15 protein-coding genes are annotated in these 17922 nt (G+C 60.8%); 10 read left to right on the plus strand and 5 right to left on the minus strand.

Annotation, left to right across the window (positions count from 1 at the left end; translation table 11 throughout):
• Nucleotides 1-34 precede the first annotated feature (34 nt).
• Both PQR27_RS33175 and PQR27_RS33180 read right to left on the minus strand, forming a co-directional pair.
• Entirely contained in the window at nt 35-2188 is a 2154-nt protein-coding gene (locus tag PQR27_RS33175; RefSeq protein ID WP_408527775.1) for a phosphocholine-specific phospholipase C, read from the minus strand.
• Nucleotides 2189-2246: 58 nt separating this feature from the next.
• A complete protein-coding gene (locus tag PQR27_RS33180) occupies nt 2247-2699 on the minus strand; it encodes a hypothetical protein (RefSeq protein ID WP_408527776.1) in 453 nt (150 codons plus the stop codon).
• Between the two features lie 67 nt (nt 2700-2766).
• Here PQR27_RS33180 and glgX point away from each other — a divergent pair, with 67 nt between their 5' ends.
• The 4 genes from glgX (at nt 2767) to PQR27_RS33200 (ending at nt 10110) form a co-directional block, all read left to right on the plus strand.
• A complete protein-coding gene (gene glgX, locus PQR27_RS33185; RefSeq protein WP_408527777.1) occupies nt 2767-4743 on the plus strand; it encodes a glycogen debranching enzyme GlgX in 1977 nt (658 codons plus the stop codon).
• A 50-nt stretch (nt 4744-4793) separates the two neighbouring features.
• Nucleotides 4794-7562, plus strand: coding sequence for an MGH1-like glycoside hydrolase domain-containing protein (locus tag PQR27_RS33190; RefSeq protein ID WP_408527778.1), 2769 nt, complete (start codon nt 4794-4796; stop codon nt 7560-7562).
• A gap of 149 nt (nt 7563-7711) precedes the next feature.
• Complete coding sequence (gene zwf, locus PQR27_RS33195; protein ID WP_408527779.1) at nt 7712-9313, plus strand: glucose-6-phosphate dehydrogenase; 1602 nt, start codon at nt 7712-7714, stop codon at nt 9311-9313.
• A gap of 35 nt (nt 9314-9348) precedes the next feature.
• A complete protein-coding gene (locus PQR27_RS33200) occupies nt 9349-10110 on the plus strand; it encodes an ROK family protein (protein WP_408528379.1) in 762 nt (253 codons plus the stop codon).
• 106 nt (nt 10111-10216) lie between these two features.
• On the opposite strand, the gene PQR27_RS33205 is transcribed toward PQR27_RS33200, so the two are convergent.
• Together PQR27_RS33205 and PQR27_RS33210 are read right to left on the minus strand one after the other, a co-directional pair.
• The gene (locus PQR27_RS33205) at nt 10217-10399 is read right to left on the minus strand and encodes a hypothetical protein (RefSeq protein ID WP_408527780.1); all 183 of its coding nucleotides are present in this window, start codon (nt 10397-10399) and stop codon (nt 10217-10219) included.
• 6 nt (nt 10400-10405) lie between these two features.
• Nucleotides 10406-11347, minus strand: coding sequence for an IS5 family transposase (locus PQR27_RS33210; protein WP_408522999.1), 942 nt, complete (start codon nt 11345-11347; stop codon nt 10406-10408).
• Between the two features lie 1208 nt (nt 11348-12555).
• On the opposite strand from PQR27_RS33210, the gene PQR27_RS33215 reads away from it, so the two are divergent.
• The 5 genes from PQR27_RS33215 (at nt 12556) to PQR27_RS33235 (ending at nt 16800) form a co-directional block, all read left to right on the plus strand.
• The gene (locus PQR27_RS33215) at nt 12556-14736 is read left to right on the plus strand and encodes a TonB-dependent receptor (protein ID WP_408527781.1); all 2181 of its coding nucleotides are present in this window, start codon (nt 12556-12558) and stop codon (nt 14734-14736) included.
• A gap of 55 nt (nt 14737-14791) precedes the next feature.
• Nucleotides 14792-15475 carry a Fe2+-dependent dioxygenase gene (locus PQR27_RS33220; protein WP_408527782.1) on the plus strand — a complete coding sequence of 228 codons (684 nt, stop codon included), beginning with the start codon at nt 14792-14794 and terminating at the stop codon, nt 15473-15475.
• Nucleotides 15472-16194 carry a PepSY-associated TM helix domain-containing protein gene (locus PQR27_RS33225; protein WP_408527783.1) on the plus strand — a complete coding sequence of 241 codons (723 nt, stop codon included), beginning with the start codon at nt 15472-15474 and terminating at the stop codon, nt 16192-16194. Before PQR27_RS33220 ends, PQR27_RS33225 begins: the two co-directional genes overlap by 4 nt.
• 151 nt (nt 16195-16345) lie before the next feature.
• Nucleotides 16346-16492, plus strand: coding sequence for a nitroreductase family protein (locus tag PQR27_RS33230; RefSeq protein ID WP_408527784.1), 147 nt, complete (start codon nt 16346-16348; stop codon nt 16490-16492).
• A complete protein-coding gene (locus tag PQR27_RS33235) occupies nt 16489-16800 on the plus strand; it encodes a high-potential iron-sulfur protein (RefSeq protein ID WP_408527785.1) in 312 nt (103 codons plus the stop codon). Before PQR27_RS33230 ends, PQR27_RS33235 begins: the two co-directional genes overlap by 4 nt.
• A 27-nt stretch (nt 16801-16827) precedes the next feature.
• Here the strand turns inward: PQR27_RS33235 and PQR27_RS33240 are convergent, their stop codons facing one another.
• Nucleotides 16828-17178: a DOPA 4,5-dioxygenase family protein gene (locus PQR27_RS33240; protein WP_408527786.1), complete on the minus strand. Its 351-nt coding sequence runs from the start codon at nt 17176-17178 to the stop codon at nt 16828-16830.
• Between the two features lie 426 nt (nt 17179-17604).
• Here PQR27_RS33240 and PQR27_RS33245 point away from each other — a divergent pair, with 426 nt between their 5' ends.
• Nucleotides 17605-17877, plus strand: coding sequence for a DUF1488 family protein (locus tag PQR27_RS33245; protein WP_408527787.1), 273 nt, complete (start codon nt 17605-17607; stop codon nt 17875-17877).
• Nucleotides 17878-17922 lie beyond the last annotated feature (45 nt).

Here is a 17922-nt window from a genome sequence, read left to right on the forward strand (position 1 = left end):
CACTCAACCGAAGCCCAGTTCACATCACCCGCCTTTAATTCACCGCCAACACCGGCGCCACCGCCGCCGGATCACTAATACTCGGCCGGCCATTTTCCACGTGCCCCGCCAGACGACGCGAGAAGCTAGCGTCATCATTGCTCGTCACGGTCAAGTCATACCAGTGATGGCTTGACGCCAGCACCCAAGCCTCTTCGATCTGCGCCCCCGCCGGCACCCACACCGGACGCGTGCGCGCGCCGTACGCATTGTCCGTCACCGACAACCGCGCCAAAGCACCACCCTTGTTGCTGAACTTCAGGAACACATTCCCGTTCGCAACATCGTATTGCACCTTGATTTCGGGCAGCGCCGGCTTGTCGTTGCCATGCCGACCCGCGGCCAGCGCAGCCTGCGCCGTAGCTTGCTGCGCATTGCCCGCAAACTTGCGCACGAAACCATTCGGCCCGAACACTTCAAACGCATACACGCCGTTCGTCGCCGTCAGATCGAACGTCTCGCGAAGTGACTTGCCCGCCTCGACGGTATAGCGCCACGGACCATCGGTGCGATTCGTCGAATACACATAGAAATGCGCACCTTGGTCGCCCGTGTTGGCCAGCGAGAGCTCAAACGTGTTCTTCTTCTCATCGACATGCCCGTTCACATGCAATTCATACGGCAACGCGCGCGCGAAGCGGATGCCGCTCTCCTGCGCATCGATCGCACCGGGCGTCGCCGGCACGGTCGGTTTGGGCTGCGTCGCGCACTGGTTGTCGGCGATGCTCTTGTAGTTGCTCGTGTCAGGCAACGGCGGCACTTTCGAGTCCGGCGTGCGGAAGTCGAAGGCAGTCGTCAGGTCGCCGCACACCGCGCGGCGCCATGCCGTGATGTTCGGCTCGTACACGCCAAAACGCGCTTCGATGAAGCGGATCACCGACGTGTGGTCGAACACCTGCGAACATACAAAGCCGCCCTTGCTCCACGGCGATACGATCGTCATCGGTACGCGCGGGCCGAGCCCGTATGGCAGGCCGTCAGCCGTATAGTTGCCGCCGCGCGCCGGATTCACCACGTTGTGGATCTCGCCGTCGGTGCTGACCGTCGACTGGCCTTGTGCAGCCGTCGTTGCGGGTTGCGGCGGCACGAGGTGGTCGAAGAAGCCGTCGTTCTCGTCGTACATGATGAACAGCACGGTCTTGCTCCACACTTCGGGATTCGACGTCAGCGCATCGAGAATCTGCGAGGTGTATTCCGCGCCGTACGCGGGTGTATAGCTCGGGTGCTCGGAGTACGCAGCAGGCGGGCACAACCACGACACCTGCGGCAACTTGTTCGCGAGCACGTCGGCCTTCAGGTCGTCGATCGTGCGTACGGTTTGCGCGCGCTCGTACAACGGCGAGCCAGGCTGCGCGTTGATGAAGTTCGTGAAGTTCTGCAGGATGTTGGTGCCGTAATTGCCGTTCAGCGGATCGGAGCCGGTCAAACCCTGCTGATACACCTGCCACGAAATACCGGCGGCTTGCAGGCGCTCCGGGTACGTGGTCCACGATAGCAACTGATAGTTCGGCGGACCGTCGCCGTCGACGAAATCGTTGTTGTCGAGCAGCGGACCACCCAGCGTGCCGCTCGGGTCGACCATGCCGGTCATCAGATACGAACGGTTCGGGTGCGTCGGGCCCGGCAGCGAGCAGAAGTAGGCGTCGCAAATCGTGAATGCATCGGCCAGCGCATAGTGGAACGGGATGTCGCTGCGCAGGTGGTAACCCATCGTCATGTCGGTCTTGTTGGCGGGCCACTGATCGTAGCGGCCGCCGTCGATCGCAGCATGGGTCTTGTACCAGCTATGGTCGAGATCGCCGACGCATTGCGCACTGGTGGTGGCCGTGTTCAGATGGAACGGCAGCACCGGCTTGGTCGGGTCTTCCTTCGACGGTTGATACCACACCGGCTTGCCGTTCGGCAGCGGAATCGGGAAGCGGTCGTTGTAGCCACGCACGCCGCGTATGTGGCCGAAGTAGTGGTCGAACGAACGATTCTCCTGCATGAACACGACGATGTGCTCGACATCGCGGATCGTGCCGGTGCGCGAAAATGCGGGCACGGCAAGTGCATTGCGAATCGACTCGGGCAGCGCGGTCAATGCGGCAGCAGCGCCAGCGGATGAAGCCACGGTCTGCAGGAAACGGCGACGGCTAGTTGATGTCATCGAATATCACCTTCTGCGGGGGGAACAATAGCGCGCAAAGCACGCCGGTGGAATCGGGTCAGTTGCTGGAGCCGCTGTCGCCCGGTGCGTAATGCATCACGGGCGCGACTTGCTGGTTGTCGGCGGCGAGACTGGCTTGCATGTTCTGGGTAATGCTGTCGGACGCGGCAGCGGGGTCGGCAGCCAGGGGCACGGACGTATTCAGGCCGCCGGTCGGAGGGCTCGTCGCGGCGTTTTGCATGGCGTTGTTATTCGTCACAGTGGGCGACGAAGACGCCGGCGCGGAGTCGTCCGCGCCACAGCCGCTCAGCGCAAAAGTTGCGACTGCAACAAAAATGGCAGTCGCGAGGTGCATGTTTTTTCTCATGTCTGCATCCAGTTTCGTGGTGGCGGATGCAGTCTCCAGATCTTTCAAGAAATAATTGTGAAACGTTTGCGAGTGAGTAAAACTAGTGAATAAGCGTCGGTTATTCGAAAGAAAGTGGAAAGCAGGCAGCAGGTGAATGGTCACGTTAGCGCCACACGCCTGAAGGTCAGGCCCATCGAAAGATTCGCGGTTCTGCATACCCGGTACGGACATGACACGCATCGAAAGACCTTTCGACATCACACGTCTCGAAGACGAATGGCTCGAAGCAGACGGCTTCGGCGGATTCGCATCGGGCACCGTCGGCACGCTGCGTACGAGGCGGTATCACGCGTTGCTGCTCACCGCCACGCGCGCGCCGGGCGGGCGCACGGTGCTCGTCAATGGAGTCGAAGCGTGGCTCGAAGCGGACGGCAAGCGCTTTCCATTGAGCATGCAACGCTATGTGCCGGATGTGCTCTATCCGGACCTGAGCGCAAGCCTTCTCACGTTTTGCACCGAACCGTGGCCGACGTGGCGCTTCCAACTCGACGGGCAGAGGGCGGTGACGGCAGAAGTGTTCGTGAGCAAGGCGACGCGTGAAACGGTTTTGCGCTGGCGGCTGGAAGGCGCGCAAATGGGCGCATGCATGCTGAAGGTCAGGCCGTTGCTTTCCGGGCGCGACTACCATGCACTGCACCATGAAAATCCCGCCTTCAACTTCAATGCGCGGATCGGCGACGGGCAGTCGTGCGTGAGTTGGCAGCCCTATGGCGACGTGCCGCTCATCCAGGCCGTAACGAACGGGACTTACACCCACGCGCCCGACTGGTATCGAAACTTCTGCTACGTGCGCGAGCGTGAGCGCGGCCTTGATTTCAGCGAAGACCTCGCGACACCTGGCGAGTTCAGTTTCAATCTCGCCGATGGCGAAGCGGCGATGATCTTCAGCGCTTCGATAGCAAAGCCGGCAACCCCGGCACCCACGCCTGCGATCAACACGCCCGTTCCGGACCACGCCGCGGAACTCGCCAACATCGAGCAGCAACGCCGCAACTTGCTGGGCTCGCGTCTGCAACGTTCCGCCGATGCATACGTCGTCGAGCGCAACGAAGGCCGCACGATCCTCGCGGGTTTTCCGTGGTTCACGGACTGGGGCCGTGACACGTTCATCGCGATGCGCGGCTTGCTGATCGCGTCGAGACGCCTGAACGACGCCGAAGCGATCCTGCTTGAATGGGCCGCGACCTTGTCGGAGGGCATGCTGCCGAACCGCTTTCCCGATTACGGCGACACGCCGGAATACAATTCCGTCGATGCGTCGCTCTGGTTCGTCATCGCCGTACACGACTATCTGGCCACGAATCACACATGCACCACGACACGCACGCACTTGCAGCAGGCCGTGGACGCGATCCTCACGGGCTACACGCAAGGCACGCGCTTCGGCATCAAGGCCTCGGCGGATGGGCTCCTGAGCGCGGGCGTGCCCGGTGTGCAACTCACGTGGATGGATGCGAAAGTCGGTGACTGGGTCGTCACGCCCCGCATCGGCAAACCGGTGGAGGTTCAGGCGCTGTGGATCAACGCGTTGCGCATTGCAGCAATGTGGAATCCGCAATGGCAGCCGGCGGCCGCGCGAGCGTTGCAAACGTTTCATGAACGCTTCATCGATCCGTCCACGCAGGCGCTTTTCGACAACGTCGACGTCGATCACGTGGAAGGCACGGTTGATCGTTCAATTCGGCCAAACCAGATTTTCGCGGTGGGCGGTTTGCCGTTTCCCTTGCTCGAAGGCGCGGCGGCGCGCGCGGTGGTCGATCAGGTTGAAGCGCAGTTGCTGACGCCGGTTGGCTTAAGAACGCTTGCGCCGTCCGATCCGGCCTACCATGGCCGCTACGAAGGCGGCCCATTGGCTCGCGATAGCGCCTATCATCAGGGAACAGTCTGGCCGTGGTTGCTGGGCCCGTTTGTCGAAGCGTGGCTGCGGCTTAACGGCGCCAGCGCCGACGCCCGTACCCAGGCCAAAGCACGCTTTCTGGACCCGCTGTACGCGCATCTCGATCACACGGGCCTCGATCATCTCCCCGAAATCGCCGACGGCGCCGCGCCGCATGCGCCTGCCGGCACGCCGTTCCAGGCGTGGTCGCTCGGGGAGTTGCTACGCGTCGAACACCTGCTGGCGGAATGGAAGCCCATCGCCGGCTAAACCGCGCTACGATGTGAGTCCCGCCGCCAAGCCCACGCAAGGACGTATTCATGCCTCCGCTGCGCGCTGCCAATCTGCTCGCCACCATTGAAGGTGCACGCCTGCACTCGGCCGATTGTGCCCATTGGCAGCGCTGGGGCCCGTATCTCAGCGAGCGTCAATGGGGGACGGTGCGCGAGGATTACAGCGAAAACGGCACCGCCTGGGACCACTTCCCGCATGACCATGCGCGCAGCCGCGCGTACCGCTGGGGTGAAGACGGCATCGCCGGCTTCGGCGACGACAAGCTGAGCTGGTGCGTGTCGCTCGCGCTGTGGAACCGCAACGATCCGATTCTGAAGGAACGTCTGTTCGGCCTGACCAATGCGCAGGGCAACCACGGCGAGGATGTGAAGGAACTGTACTTCTACCTCGACGGCACGCCCACGCATTCGTACATGCGGATGCTCTACAAGTACCCGCAGGCAGCTTATCCGTACGACGACCTGGTTCAGGAAAACGCGCAGCGCGGCGCGGATATGCCGGAGTACGAAATCCTCGATACCGGCGTATTCGACGATTCGCGCTATTTCGACGTCCAGGTGGAATATGCGAAACACGCACCCGACGACATCCTGATGCGTGTGACGATCGAGAATCGCGCGGACCAGCCGGCATCGCTCGATGTGCTGCCGCAAATCTGGGCGCGCAATTCGTGGTCGTGGAAGGAAAACACGGATAAGCCGACGCTTGTCGCCGGTGTGGAGCACGGCGGTGAAGTGCATGTGGTTGGCCGGCAGCATGGCCACGAGCCGATTGTCGTCACGGCATGGTCCAAAGATGCGCCGCAGCTCACGTGGTTGTTCTGCGAGAACGACACCAACGTCAAGCGCCTGTACAACATGGACGGCGCGGGCCCGTTCAAAGACGGCTTCAACGACTATCTGGTGCACGGCGACGCCCAAGCGGTGCGTCACGACGCCGGCACCAAGGCGGGCGCCCATGCACCGCTCGAACTGCCGGCGCATGGCCGTGCCGTGGTGTACATGCGCTGGCGTCCGCAGTCGTGCCCCGATGACGTGCAGCTCGACGCCGATGCGGTATTCGCTCACCGTCTCGCCGAAGCCGACGAGTTTTATGGCGCGCTGCAGCACGAGATCGACGATCCGGATGCGCGCCTCGTACAGCGCCAGGCGCTGGCCGGCATGCTGTGGTCCAAGCAGTATTACCAGTTCGACGTGCATCGCTGGCTCGAAGGCGATCCGCTGCAACCCAAGCCGCCTGAGCGCCGCAAGCATGGCCGTAATACGGATTGGCGGCATCTGTGCAATGCGGACATTGTGTCGATGCCCGATAAGTGGGAATACCCGTGGTACGCGTCGTGGGACCTGGCGTTTCATGCGGCCGCGTTCGCGCTGATCGACCCGGCGTTCGCCAAGCGTCAATTGCTGCTGCTCGTGAAAGACCGCTACCAGCATCCGAACGGTCAGCTACCCGCTTACGAATGGGCATTCGGCGACGCCAACCCGCCGGTGCATGCATGGGCCACGTGGCGCGTCTATGAGATCGATCGCGCGATGACCGGCAAGGCGGATCGCGATTTTCTCGAACTGGTGTTCCACAAGCTGCTGCTGAATTTCTCGTGGTGGGTGAACCGTAAGGACGCCGACGGCCGGAACATTTTTCAGGGGGGATTCCTTGGCCTGGATAACGTCGGCATCTTCGACCGCTCGTCGCCACTGCCCACCGGCGGTCACATCGATCAGGCCGACGGCACGGCGTGGATGGCCGCGTACGCGCTCGACCTGATGCGCATCGCGCTCGAACTCGCTTACGCGAACCATGTGTTCGTCGACATCGGCGTGAAATTCTTCGAGCACTTCCTGTATATCGCCGAGGCCGTCAGTTGCGACGACGATTGCGAAACCGGCTTATGGGACAGTCAGGACGAGTTCTTCTACGACAAACTGCGTCTGCCCGACGGCATCGACGTGCCGATGCGCGTTCGCTCGATTGTTGGCCTGATACCGTTGTTCGCCGTGCATGTACTTGAGGAACGTCTGCATGGCAGCTTGCCGGGCCTGCGTCAACGGCTCGTCTGGTTCCTCGAACATCGCCCCGATCTGGCGAAGCTGGTGTCACGCTGGAACGAGCCCGGCAGGGGCAATAGCCTCCTGCTTTCGCTGTTGCGCGGGCATCGGATGAAAGCCTTGCTGCGCCGCGCGCTCGACGAAAGTGAATTCCTTTCCGATCACGGCGTGCGGGCGCTATCGCGCGTGCATCGCGATGAACCGTTTGTGTTCAGGCACAACGGTGACAGTTTCAGCGTCAAGTATCTGCCGGCCGAATCCGACTCTCGCGTGTTCGGCGGCAATTCGAACTGGCGCGGGCCGGTGTGGATGCCCGTGAACTATCTGCTGATTGAATCGTTGTACGAATTTCATCGCTATTACGGCGACGGTTTCCGTGTCGAGTATCCGACCGGCTCAGGGCAAAAGTTCTCGCTTAGCGAAATCGCCGACGAACTGGCGCGCCGCGCAACCACGCTGTTTCTCAAGGACAAGCGTGGCGAGCGGCCGGTGATGGGTGCGTATCCGCTATTGCAAGCCGACCCGCGCTCGCAGGATCTGGTGCTCTTCCATGAGTATTTTCACGGCGATAACGGGCGCGGCGTGGGCGCATCGCATCAAACCGGCTGGAGTGGGCTGGTGGCCTTGCTGCTGCAGCCGCGGGCGATGGGTGCCTCCGGCAATCTGCCGCTGACGGGCGATCCGGGACAGGCGCCCGCGCCGGTGCCGACGCATACAGCCGAGCCTGCGCTGGCGACGACGGCGAAGTAACTCTACACGCCAGGCGGCGCACGAGGTTACATACGGCACACAGCGCACGTGCCGGGCGGGATGAGTGGTTGTTTTTGAACTGTGCGGGCTCAAGCGTGGTCTTTCAGATATCGCCACGTCCGTTTCATTGACTTCCTAAAGCGAATCCCATGTCTACTCCTTCGAATACCTCCGCTTCCGCCAGCCAGAGAGCCAGTTGCAAAGTCAGCGCGAGCCCGCATGATGCGCCACCGTCACCGGCGGGCAAACGGCCCGCACCGCCTTGCACGCTCATCATCTTCGGTGCCGGCGGCGACCTGACCAAACGGTTGCTGATGCCGGCGCTCTACAACCTCGCCGTCGACGGCCTGCTCGACGACGCGATGAAGATCATCGGCGTGAATCACGGCGAGCGTGAGACGGGTGAATGGCGCGAGGATCTGCACACCTCGCTGCAGCAGTTCGCGGCCGACAAGGCCAGCACCTTCCACGCCGGCAAGCTTGACGACGACGCTTGGAATTGGGTTGCGCAACGGCTCGAATACATGGCCGGCGAATTCGAAACCGACGACACGTTCGCGAAGCTCAAGCAGAAGCTCGCTCAATCGCCGGGCGGCAACGTGATTTTTTACCTGGCGGTCAGCTCGCGCTTTTTCAAGCCGATCGTCGAACATCTTGGCAAAGCGGATTTGCTGAAAGAGGGCGATGGCGCGAGCGGCGGATTCCGCCGCATCGTGATCGAGAAACCGTTCGGCACCGATCTTGCCTCGGCGAGCGATCTGAACGAACACATTCTGTCGTACGCGAAAGAGTCGCAGGTGTATCGCATCGATCACTTTCTCGGCAAGGACACCGTGCAGAGCATTCTCGCGGTGCGCTTTGCGAACGCGCTGTTCGAACCAGTGTGGCGGCGCGAATATATCGACTGTGTGCAGATTACCGCGGCGGAAACGATCGGCGTGGAAGGGCGCGGCAAGTTCTATGAGCAGACCGGCGCGTTTCGCGACATGCTGCCGAACCACCTTTTCCAGTTGCTCGGCATGGTCGCGATGGAGCCACCCAATTCGTTCGATGCTGAAGCCGTGCGCGACAAGAAGGCCGAAATTTTCGACGCGATCCAGCCGCTAAAGCCCGACGACGTAGTTTTCGGGCAATACGAAAAAGGTCCTGCGGGCGTGGGCTACCGTGAAGAACCCGACGTTGCGTCGGACAGCATGACCGAAACCTATGCCGCCGCCCGCGTGTTCGTCGAGAACTGGCGCTGGGCCGGCGTGCCGTTTTATCTGCGCACCGGCAAACGTCTTGCCGCTCGCCGTACCGAGATCGCCGTGCAACTGAAACCGGTGCCGTTCCGGCTGTTCCGCGATACGCCTGTCGATGCGTTGACGCCGAATGTGCTGACCTTGCGCATCGATCCCGCGCACGGCACGAGCTTCGACTTCAATGTGAAGACGCCGGGGCCGCTGATGCAGGTGGGCGCGGTGCAGTCGTCGTTCAATTACGGCGATTTTTTCGCGGAGCGTGCCAACGTCGGTTATGAAACCTTGCTGTACGACTGCATGCTCGGCGACGAGACGCTTTTTCAGCGCGCCGACAGCATCGAAACGAGCTGGTGCGCAGTGGACGACGTCTTGCATCCGAAAGCCGGCGGCGCGGTTCCGGTGTGCGGCTATCCCGCCGGTAGCGAAGGTCCCGCGGAAGCGGACGCGTTACTCGCGCGCAACGGCCATGCATGGCGGCCGTTGCAACAGGCTGCTGTCGAGAAGAAGTAACTCCTTCAAATTCACCAACACTATCGGGGGACGCTATGGCGACACGCACAAAAGGTAAGAAGAAGGTGACCGGCAGTTCCGAGCGGATTCTGGCGATCGATGTGGGCGGCACGGGCTTGAAAGCGGCGATCATCGACGCGGACGGACAGATGAAAACCGAGCGCTTGCGGGTGGCGACGCCGCATCCGTGCACGCCGGATCAGCTGGTGGATGCGTTGGCGAAGCTGGTTGAGCCGCTCGTCGCGAAGGAGCCGGCCACGCTGATGTCGATCGGCTTTCCGGGCGTGGTGCGGAACAACCGGATTTTGACGGCGCCGCATTTCGGTGTGGAGGGCTGGCACGATATTCCGCTTGCTGATTCGCTGGCGCAGCGGCTCGGTGGTCTGCCGGTGCGAATGATCAACGACGCCGAGATGCAGGGTCTTGCCGCGATCGAGGGGCACGGTATTGAATTTGTGCTGACGCTCGGGACGGGGGCCGGAACGGCGCTGTTTCGCGAGGGCGAGCTGATGCCTCATCTGGAGTTGGCGCATCATCCGGTGAGTAAGAAGGGTGTGGCGTATGACGAGTACATTGGCGAGGCGGCGCGGGAAGCGGCCGGAAATAAGCGGTGGAACCGGCGGGTTGAGAAGGTGATTGGGGTTCTTGCTTCGCTGGTGAACTTTGACAAGTTGTGGATTGGGGGAGGGAATGCTGCCAGGTTGAATTTCGCGTTGCCAGCGAATGTGGCGGTTGTTTCGAATGATGCGGGGATTGAGGGGGGAGCGCGGTTGTGGCATCCGCGGTCTATGAGATAGGGGTTTGTTGTTTGCCTTTCGCGGCGGCATTTCCTGGTTCTCGCCTCTTTGGCCTTTTCTTGTTTGCTTATTGGTTTATTAGCGTTCCCCCTGTGCGGGGGGGCACCTACTTTTCTTTGCCGGCCGCAAAGAAAAGTAGGGGAAGGTCTGAACAACCCGTTTTCTGCTTGGGATTTTTAACTGGCACACTCAGAGTGAAGATCGCGCCGTCATTCGCACTGAGTTGAGCCAATACCTGTCGCGTCTTGTCATTGGCGCTGCGCCCGTGCGGTTCGTTTTCGTCCTTCATTGCGCTTCACAGCGTCTTGCGCGCCATCCAGAGATTGGCCAGCGCGAACTGCGTTTCGATCTGCGCCGTGTTTTTCGCCAATCCCCGATACCGTGCCTTCAGATATCCAAACTGACATTTCAGCACCCGAAACGGGTGCTCCACCTTCGCTCTCACGGCCGCTTTGAGCCGCTCGATCTCGTCGTAAATCTTATCGATTCGTTTGCTCCTGTCCAGCTTTCGCCGCTTGCTCGGCCTCATCGCGACGTGCCACTGAACCGCACCCGTTTCGCCTCGCTTCTCGATGCCCACATAGCCCGCGTCGGCAAATACAACCTTCTCCTTGCCGTGCAGCAGCGCGTGCGCCACGGTGATGTCGTGAACGTTCGCCGGCGTGCACTTCACCGTGTGCACCAGACCCGATTCGGCATCGACTCCGATATGCGCCTTCATGCCGAAGTACCAGCTGCCTCCCTTTTGCGTCTGGCTCATCTCGGGGTCCCGCGTGCCGGGCTTCTTCGTCGAATTGGGCGCGGCAATCAGCGTCGCGTCGACCGCCGAGCCCACCTTGAGCATCAAGCCCTTCGCCTGCAGGATCTCATTGACCGTCGCCAGCATGCTGACCGACAGTTCATGAGCCTCGAGCAGGTGCCGGAACCGCAGGATCGTGCTCTCGTCGGGCAGCCGCGTCATGCCAACGTCCAGCAGCGCGAACTCCCGATACAGCGGAATGTCGTGCAGCGCCTCCTCCATCGCCGGGTCCGAGAGACTGAACCACTGTTGCATGAAGTGAATGCGCAGCATCGTCGCAATCGGAAACGGCGGGCGGCCAGTCTTGCCTTTAGGGTAGTGCGGCTCGATGAGCGCAATCAGTTTCTGCCACGGCACCACGCGTGTCATCTCGTCGAGAAATTCACGCTTGCGGGTGCGCTTCGTTGACAGATCCAGACCAAGACCAAGTTGCGTCATCACGTCACTCCTTGAATTCCCCTGCTCCCAGGATAGTCCACGCTCACGTCAACGCCAGGACTTTTGCAGACATTCCTAGGCAAAAGAAAGCGGCTTCACACCGCCAATTCTTAAGCGGGTCCCCTGGCTTGGAGGGGATCGTGGCTCCGTAGAGATTGGGCTCCTGCACCCGTCCGCGTGAGTGACAAGGCCGTCATTCCTCCGGCGGCGCTGCGCGCGCCGGGGCGGTACTTCACAAAACCAATTGGTGTTTTCGGCGCCTCGCCGAGGCGAAGCCGATGGACCCGCTACGCGCAAACGAAGCCCCCGGTTTCCCAGGTGGACCCAACCGCGACGCACGTAGTGCGGAGTGGGAGCGGATGACGGCTGTGTCACAGATCTTAATGGACCGAGGCGTGATCCGTTTATCGGACCACCAGCCCCTCCAAGCCAGGGGACCCACTTAAATGTTGGCGGTGTGAGCCGCTTTCTTTTGCCTACTTTTCTTTGCGGCGGCAAAGAAAAGTAGGTGCCGCCCCGCACAGGGGCGACGCTAATAAACCAATAAGAAAACAAGGAAAGGCCAACACCGTAGGCATCCAGAAAAAGCCCACGCCATAAGCAATCAGACCAAAACCCCCGCACGGTAAGTGCAAAAAAAACCGCCTACCATCTCGGCTAGCTGTTGCAAAAAAGAAACGACATCGCAATTTCGCGCCAGCGATCTATCTAGAAGCGTCAGATGATCTGTTGTGCTTTTGAAAGCTTATGGATCACACCAAAGCTCGCCGGCGCGCCCTGCCAAGCACACGATCAAAAACCCCGAGCAGCTCCTGACTACCTCATTTCGCGCAAATTACAAGAAGATCTCTGACTGACGCAGCAAATCAATGCCCAAATATTTTCATCAGATCAATAGCGAAGAACACCGCCAGCGGCAAATCAATTCCTTACAAATAAGTAAACTAATCCGACCGAAAGTTCGCAAAAAATTACAACACGCCTACATCTGTAAAAATCAGAAACATTTCAGTTTCACGCGATTTCTTACGGTTCGTTGCTCCACTTTTATGCATGTGGAATGATAGCGATTCTCATTAACGATTAGCCAGCCATCCCGTCGTCTTCGATCTTTTCTGAAGAGCGGCAAGCCAGCCACTTGCGTTTTTGTCATCAATACCCATGCCAGCCATGCGGTATTAGCAAGCGCACCTCTGACGGGATTTCCAATGTTCAACCACACGCCGCTCGCGACTGCGTTAGCGCTAGCCTTTGCCGTTCCGTTTGCAACCCCGGCTGTCGCGCAGACCGCCGCGCCGTCGTCGGCCCAAGCCGCGCCGACGGGCACGACCGCTGACAACGCGACCTTGCCGACCATAGGCGTAGCGGCGCAAGCTGAACAACAGGACTTCCAGGCAGAGCGCTCGACTGTAGGTGCAAAAACCCCCACGGCATTGCGCGACATCCCGCAGACGGTCACGGTCATCAACAAATCGGTGCTGCAATCGCAAGGCGCGACCTCGTTCCAGGACGCGCTGCGTAATGCACCGGGCGTGACAATCGGCGCGGCCGAAGGCGGTCAGATCGGCAACAACATCAACCTGCGCGGCTTCACCGCCCAAAACGACATCTATCTGGATGGCTTCCGCGATCGCAACCAGTACTATCGCGATACCTTCGACCTCGAAGAAATCGAAGTGCTGTACGGTCCTTCGTCAATGCTGTTCGGCCGCGGTTCGACCGGCGGCGTGATCAACCAGGTCAGCAAGAAAGCCAACCTGAAGGATTCAGCGGAAGTCAGCGGCATGATCGGCACCGACGATCGTTACCGCTCCACAGTCGACGTCAATCACAAGCTCACCGACACGTCCGCCATTCGCCTGAACGCATTCGGCCAGAGCCTCGGTTCGACACGCGACGAGATGAGGAACAAGGACTACGGCATCGCGCCGGAAGTGCGCTTCGGTATTGGCACACCGACCGAGGTCACGATCTCCGCGCTGATCCAGCACAATTACGACATGCCCGACTACGGCGTGCAGGCGTTGAACGGCCGTCCGTCACCGGTGCCGAAAAACACCTTCTATGGCCTGACCACCGACCGCACGATTCAGGACGTGCAGATTGTCACCGCCGGCATCAAACACAAGTTCTCGGATGACCTCATCCTGCGCAACCAGACGCAGTTCTCGCACTCGATGACCGACGCGCGCGAAACCGCGCCGCAAGCCGTATTGACCGGCCCGCTCGCGAACAGCCCGGCGCTGACCAACGGCAACTTCACGACGCTCTCGCCGTCGCAACTGTTCATCAAGTTGCAGAGCCACGACCGCGTGATCGAAAACCATTCGATCTACAACGACACCACGCTCGAATATAAATTCGACACCGGACCGCTCAAGCACGATCTGATCGTCGGCGCGGAACTGGGTCACGACAGCTATTCGAACCAGGCCTCCACGCGCAACAATTTGCCGGTCGTGACCATGATCGACCCGGCGTACCTGTCGTCGCCCGCAGGCGTGACGACCACGGTGGGCAATTACGCGAACTCGGGCTCGAATGAAATTGCCGGTTATCTTAACGATACCGTCTCGATCGGCCAGCACTGGAAAGTCATCGGCGGCCTGCGTTGGGATCGCTTCCAGGCGCAGATTCACAATACGATCAGCTTGCCGGCCTATGCCAGCCAAACCAACTTCTTCACCAGTGTGCGCGCTGGCGTCATCTATCAGCCGACCGACTGGCAGTCGTACTACGCGTCGTACGGTACGTCGTTCAATCCGTCGCTCGAATCGTTGACGGTGACCAACCTGACCCAGAACCTCGCGCCGGAGTCGACCAAATCCTATGAAGTCGGCGGCAAGTGGGATCTGCTCGGCGGCAATCTGTCGGTGACCTCGTCGATCTTCCGCGAGGAAAAGAACAATGCCCGCACCCAGGTCTCGCCGACCGAATACGAACTCGAAGGCGATATTCGCGTCGACGGCTTCCAGGCCAGCGCGACCGGGCACATTACCGACAAATGGCAAGTGTTCGCCGGCTATACCTACATGGACGCCGTCATCCTGAAGGCGCTCGACGGCACGCAGGGACACGTACCGGCCAATACGCCACGCAACACGCTGATGTTCTGGACCACGTACGCGATCACGCCGCAATGGGAAGTGGGCGGTGGCCCGACCTACATGTCGCCGCGCTACGCGTCGAACACGAACTACGTACAGGTGCCGGGCTACACGCGCTGGGACGTGACCGCCGCTTATCATGCGAAGAAGTATGACGTTCGTCTCAATCTGCTGAATCTGACGAACAAGTACTACTATGACGCCCTGATTCCGTCGGACGGCGGCCGGTCCGTGCCGGGCATCGGACGCACGCTGCTGGCGACGTTCGACTACCGGTTCTGATTTCGCGCTCGACCGGGTCGCACTCGACCGGGTCGCCACGCAAAGGAAACACGCCATGTTGCTGCATATTCCGAATGTACTGAACGCCGAGCAATTGCGCCTTGTGCGCGAACGGCTCGACGGGGCCGGCGACGCGTGGGTCGACGGCCGCGCAACCGCGGGTTATCAGGGTGCGCCGGTCAAACGCAATCAGCAGATTGCCGAGCATTCGCCGGTGGCCCGCGAACTCGGCGACGTGATTCTCGCGTCGATCGAGCGCAACCCGTTATTCATCAGTGCAGTGTTGCCGAACCAGGTGTACCCGCCGCTCTTCAATCGGTACGAAGGCGGCATGCAGTTCGGCAGTCACGTCGACGGTGCGGTGCGCGTGCTGCCCAACGGCGTGAAGGTGCGCACGGACGTGTCGATCACGCTGTTCATTTCCGGGCCCGACGAATACGACGGCGGCGAACTCGTCATCGAGGACACCTATGGCGTGCAGCAGGTGAAGCTGCCGGCGGGCGACATGATCGTCTATCCGGCAACCAGCCTGCATCAGGTCACACCGGTCACGCGCGGCGCGCGCCTTGCCAGTTTCTTCTGGGTGCAAAGCCTCGTACGCAGCGACTCGCAACGCGCGCTGCTGTTCGATATGGATACGGCGATCCAACGCCTGAACACCACCCATGCCGACGAAGCTGCGCGCCGCAGCCTGGTTGGTTGCTATCACAACCTGTTGCGCACCTGGAGCGAAACGTGAGCGTACCCGAGACCATTGATCTTCCATCGGCCGCGGCCCTCGACACGGCGGCGCGCGAGCCGCAACGGCTGGACAGCGGCGATCTGAAGACTCGACAACAGCGCTCTCGCCGTGCCACCTTCGTCAAATGGCTGCGCAAGGTGCATGGCTGGATCGGCCTGTGGGGCGCGGCGCTGGGTCTGCTGTTCGGCACCACCGGTTTTCTGCTGAATCATCGCGGCGGCCCGCTGAAGGTGTCGACCGGCGAGCCGCAAGTGTCGGTCGTGCAGGTCCCGTTGCCGCAACCGGCGCCGGAGACGCCGCGCGAGCTGGGCAAGTGGCTCAAGCAGGAACTCAAACTCACTGGCACGCCGGGGCGCGCGCAGAAAGAGCCTGCGCATCCGGTCGCGTGGGGCGAGCGCAGCATCGTCCAGCCGGAACACTGGCAGCTCAACTTCGCTTCGCCGCACGAAAATACGTCCGCCGAATACTGGGTGGGCAGCGGCTATGTGACGGTCAAACGCAGCGAGAACTCGTTTCTTGCGACGCTCACCAATCTGCACAAGGGTGTCGGGCTGAGCGTCGGCTGGGTGCTGCTGATCGATACGTTGGCGGGCAGCATCATCTTGCTGTCGTTGACCGGTGTGCTGCTGTGGACGGAATTGAACAAACGCAAAACCGTCGGCGCGGTGCTGGTGATCGGCTCGATTGTGGCGGCTGTGTGCGTCGGCTTGATGTAAGCGACACCGCCGTACTGTAGAGATGTAGCGACGCGGCGTGACGCTCGCAGATCGATCGTCACGCTTGCGTCCGCCGTAAGCGGAAAACAGGCGCTTCGCGCTAGAATCGTCGCAGCCCGCCAAGACAATTGGCTCTGCCGGAATTCCGCCGATGATCACGCCTTCCAACACAATCGACGCCGCTTTGATATCGCGGCGTCCGATTCACGCCTTTCTGCCCACACCGTTAGCACGCGCCGAGATCGAGGCGATTCTCGAAACGGTCGGCCGCGCACCCTCGGGCATCCACACACCATGAAAACATCGCGCCGAAATTTTTTGATGCTAGGCGTGGGCGTGAGCTCGACGCTGGTGCTGTCCCGTGTCGCGTTCGCCGATACGGCGAACCGGCTCAGTGAAGCCGATCCTAAAGCGCAAGCCGTTGGCTATACAGAGGACGCTTCCAAGGTCGACAAGGCAAAATTTCCTGACTACGCCGCAGGACAAACGTGTGGCAACTGTTCGCTGTTCCAGGGCAAAGCCACGGACGCGTACGGTGGCTGCACGCTATTTGGCGACAAGCAGGTCGCCGGGCGCGGCTGGTGCAGTTCGTATTCGAACATCTGAGCCATCGGCCGGCGGCGCGGTACAACGTTATTTCAACGCGTCGAGCACCAGTTCATGTGAACGACCGATCCATACGGCAGCGTCGCGATGGTCTCGCAGCGCGTCGCCGGTGTTCGGGTGCAGGAAGACATCGAGCGCGCCGTGATTGAGCGTGAGCCAGCCCACCAACTCGGCGAACTGCGCTGGTTCGAACGCGAGCTGATATGACCACATCGGATGCGGCCCGACCGGGCGCTCGTGAAAGCGGCCCAGTTGCAGCCTGCCGTTCCAGTGCGCATCGATCTGCTCGCGAAAGGCCCATGCGGCGTCGCGGCTGGCTGAATCGAAATAGATGTGAGCGTGCCAATTTTCGATGGCGGCGGTGTCGCGAAGAGTCATAACGGGGTCCGTTGGATTCGGTTGCGTGTCAGTCTTTATCAGACATTCATTCTGCTTGAGTTTCCGGCACCACGCGCGGCGCGCGGAAGGCCAGTAAAAATTGTCGTGAATTGTCGGGTTAGCCGCGCATTTTTACCACGCGATTATGTTTCGACCGCTATATTCGTTGGCATGTGCTTTGCTTTTGCCTCATCCACAGATCGTCGCGCGCGATGATCGGCGTTGTGAACACGAGTCGCCAATCCGCCGAAAAATAGCGCCAATCTGCTATAAAAACAAAAATGCTGAACACGAATTCACCCGGTGTCACGCGTGTTTTCATCAGTTGAAAGAAGCCGGCGCGGTGGCTGGGCTTCGCTTCAGTTTTCGCCGATGTCGTTCGTTCAGAGTCCGGCGGGCGGTTAAACAAATTTTACGAGGTGCGCTATGGAGATGATCGAGCTTGAACCCAGCATCTCGGCGGATGGACGCTCGGTGATTTTCCAGCTGTCGGCGCGAGGGCGGGACCTTGAATGCGCCGTCACGCGCGAGGCACTCGAACAGCACTTCTGGTTGCAACAGGGCGCCGGCGAAGAACGCGTCCTGAAGACATTCGCCGACGGACGCAAACGCATCACCGCGGTAGCCGAACGAAAAATGCTCGCGCGGCCCGGTGAGAAGGTGTTGCTGACGATCAGCGATTTCATCGCGCGTGGCTGAAGTCGTCGGCCACGAAATGGCCACCAATCGACCAGGTAGCGCGAA

Source organism: Paraburkholderia fungorum, from assembly GCF_046027215.1.
Lineage (GTDB): Bacteria > Pseudomonadota > Gammaproteobacteria > Burkholderiales > Burkholderiaceae > Paraburkholderia > Paraburkholderia fungorum_D.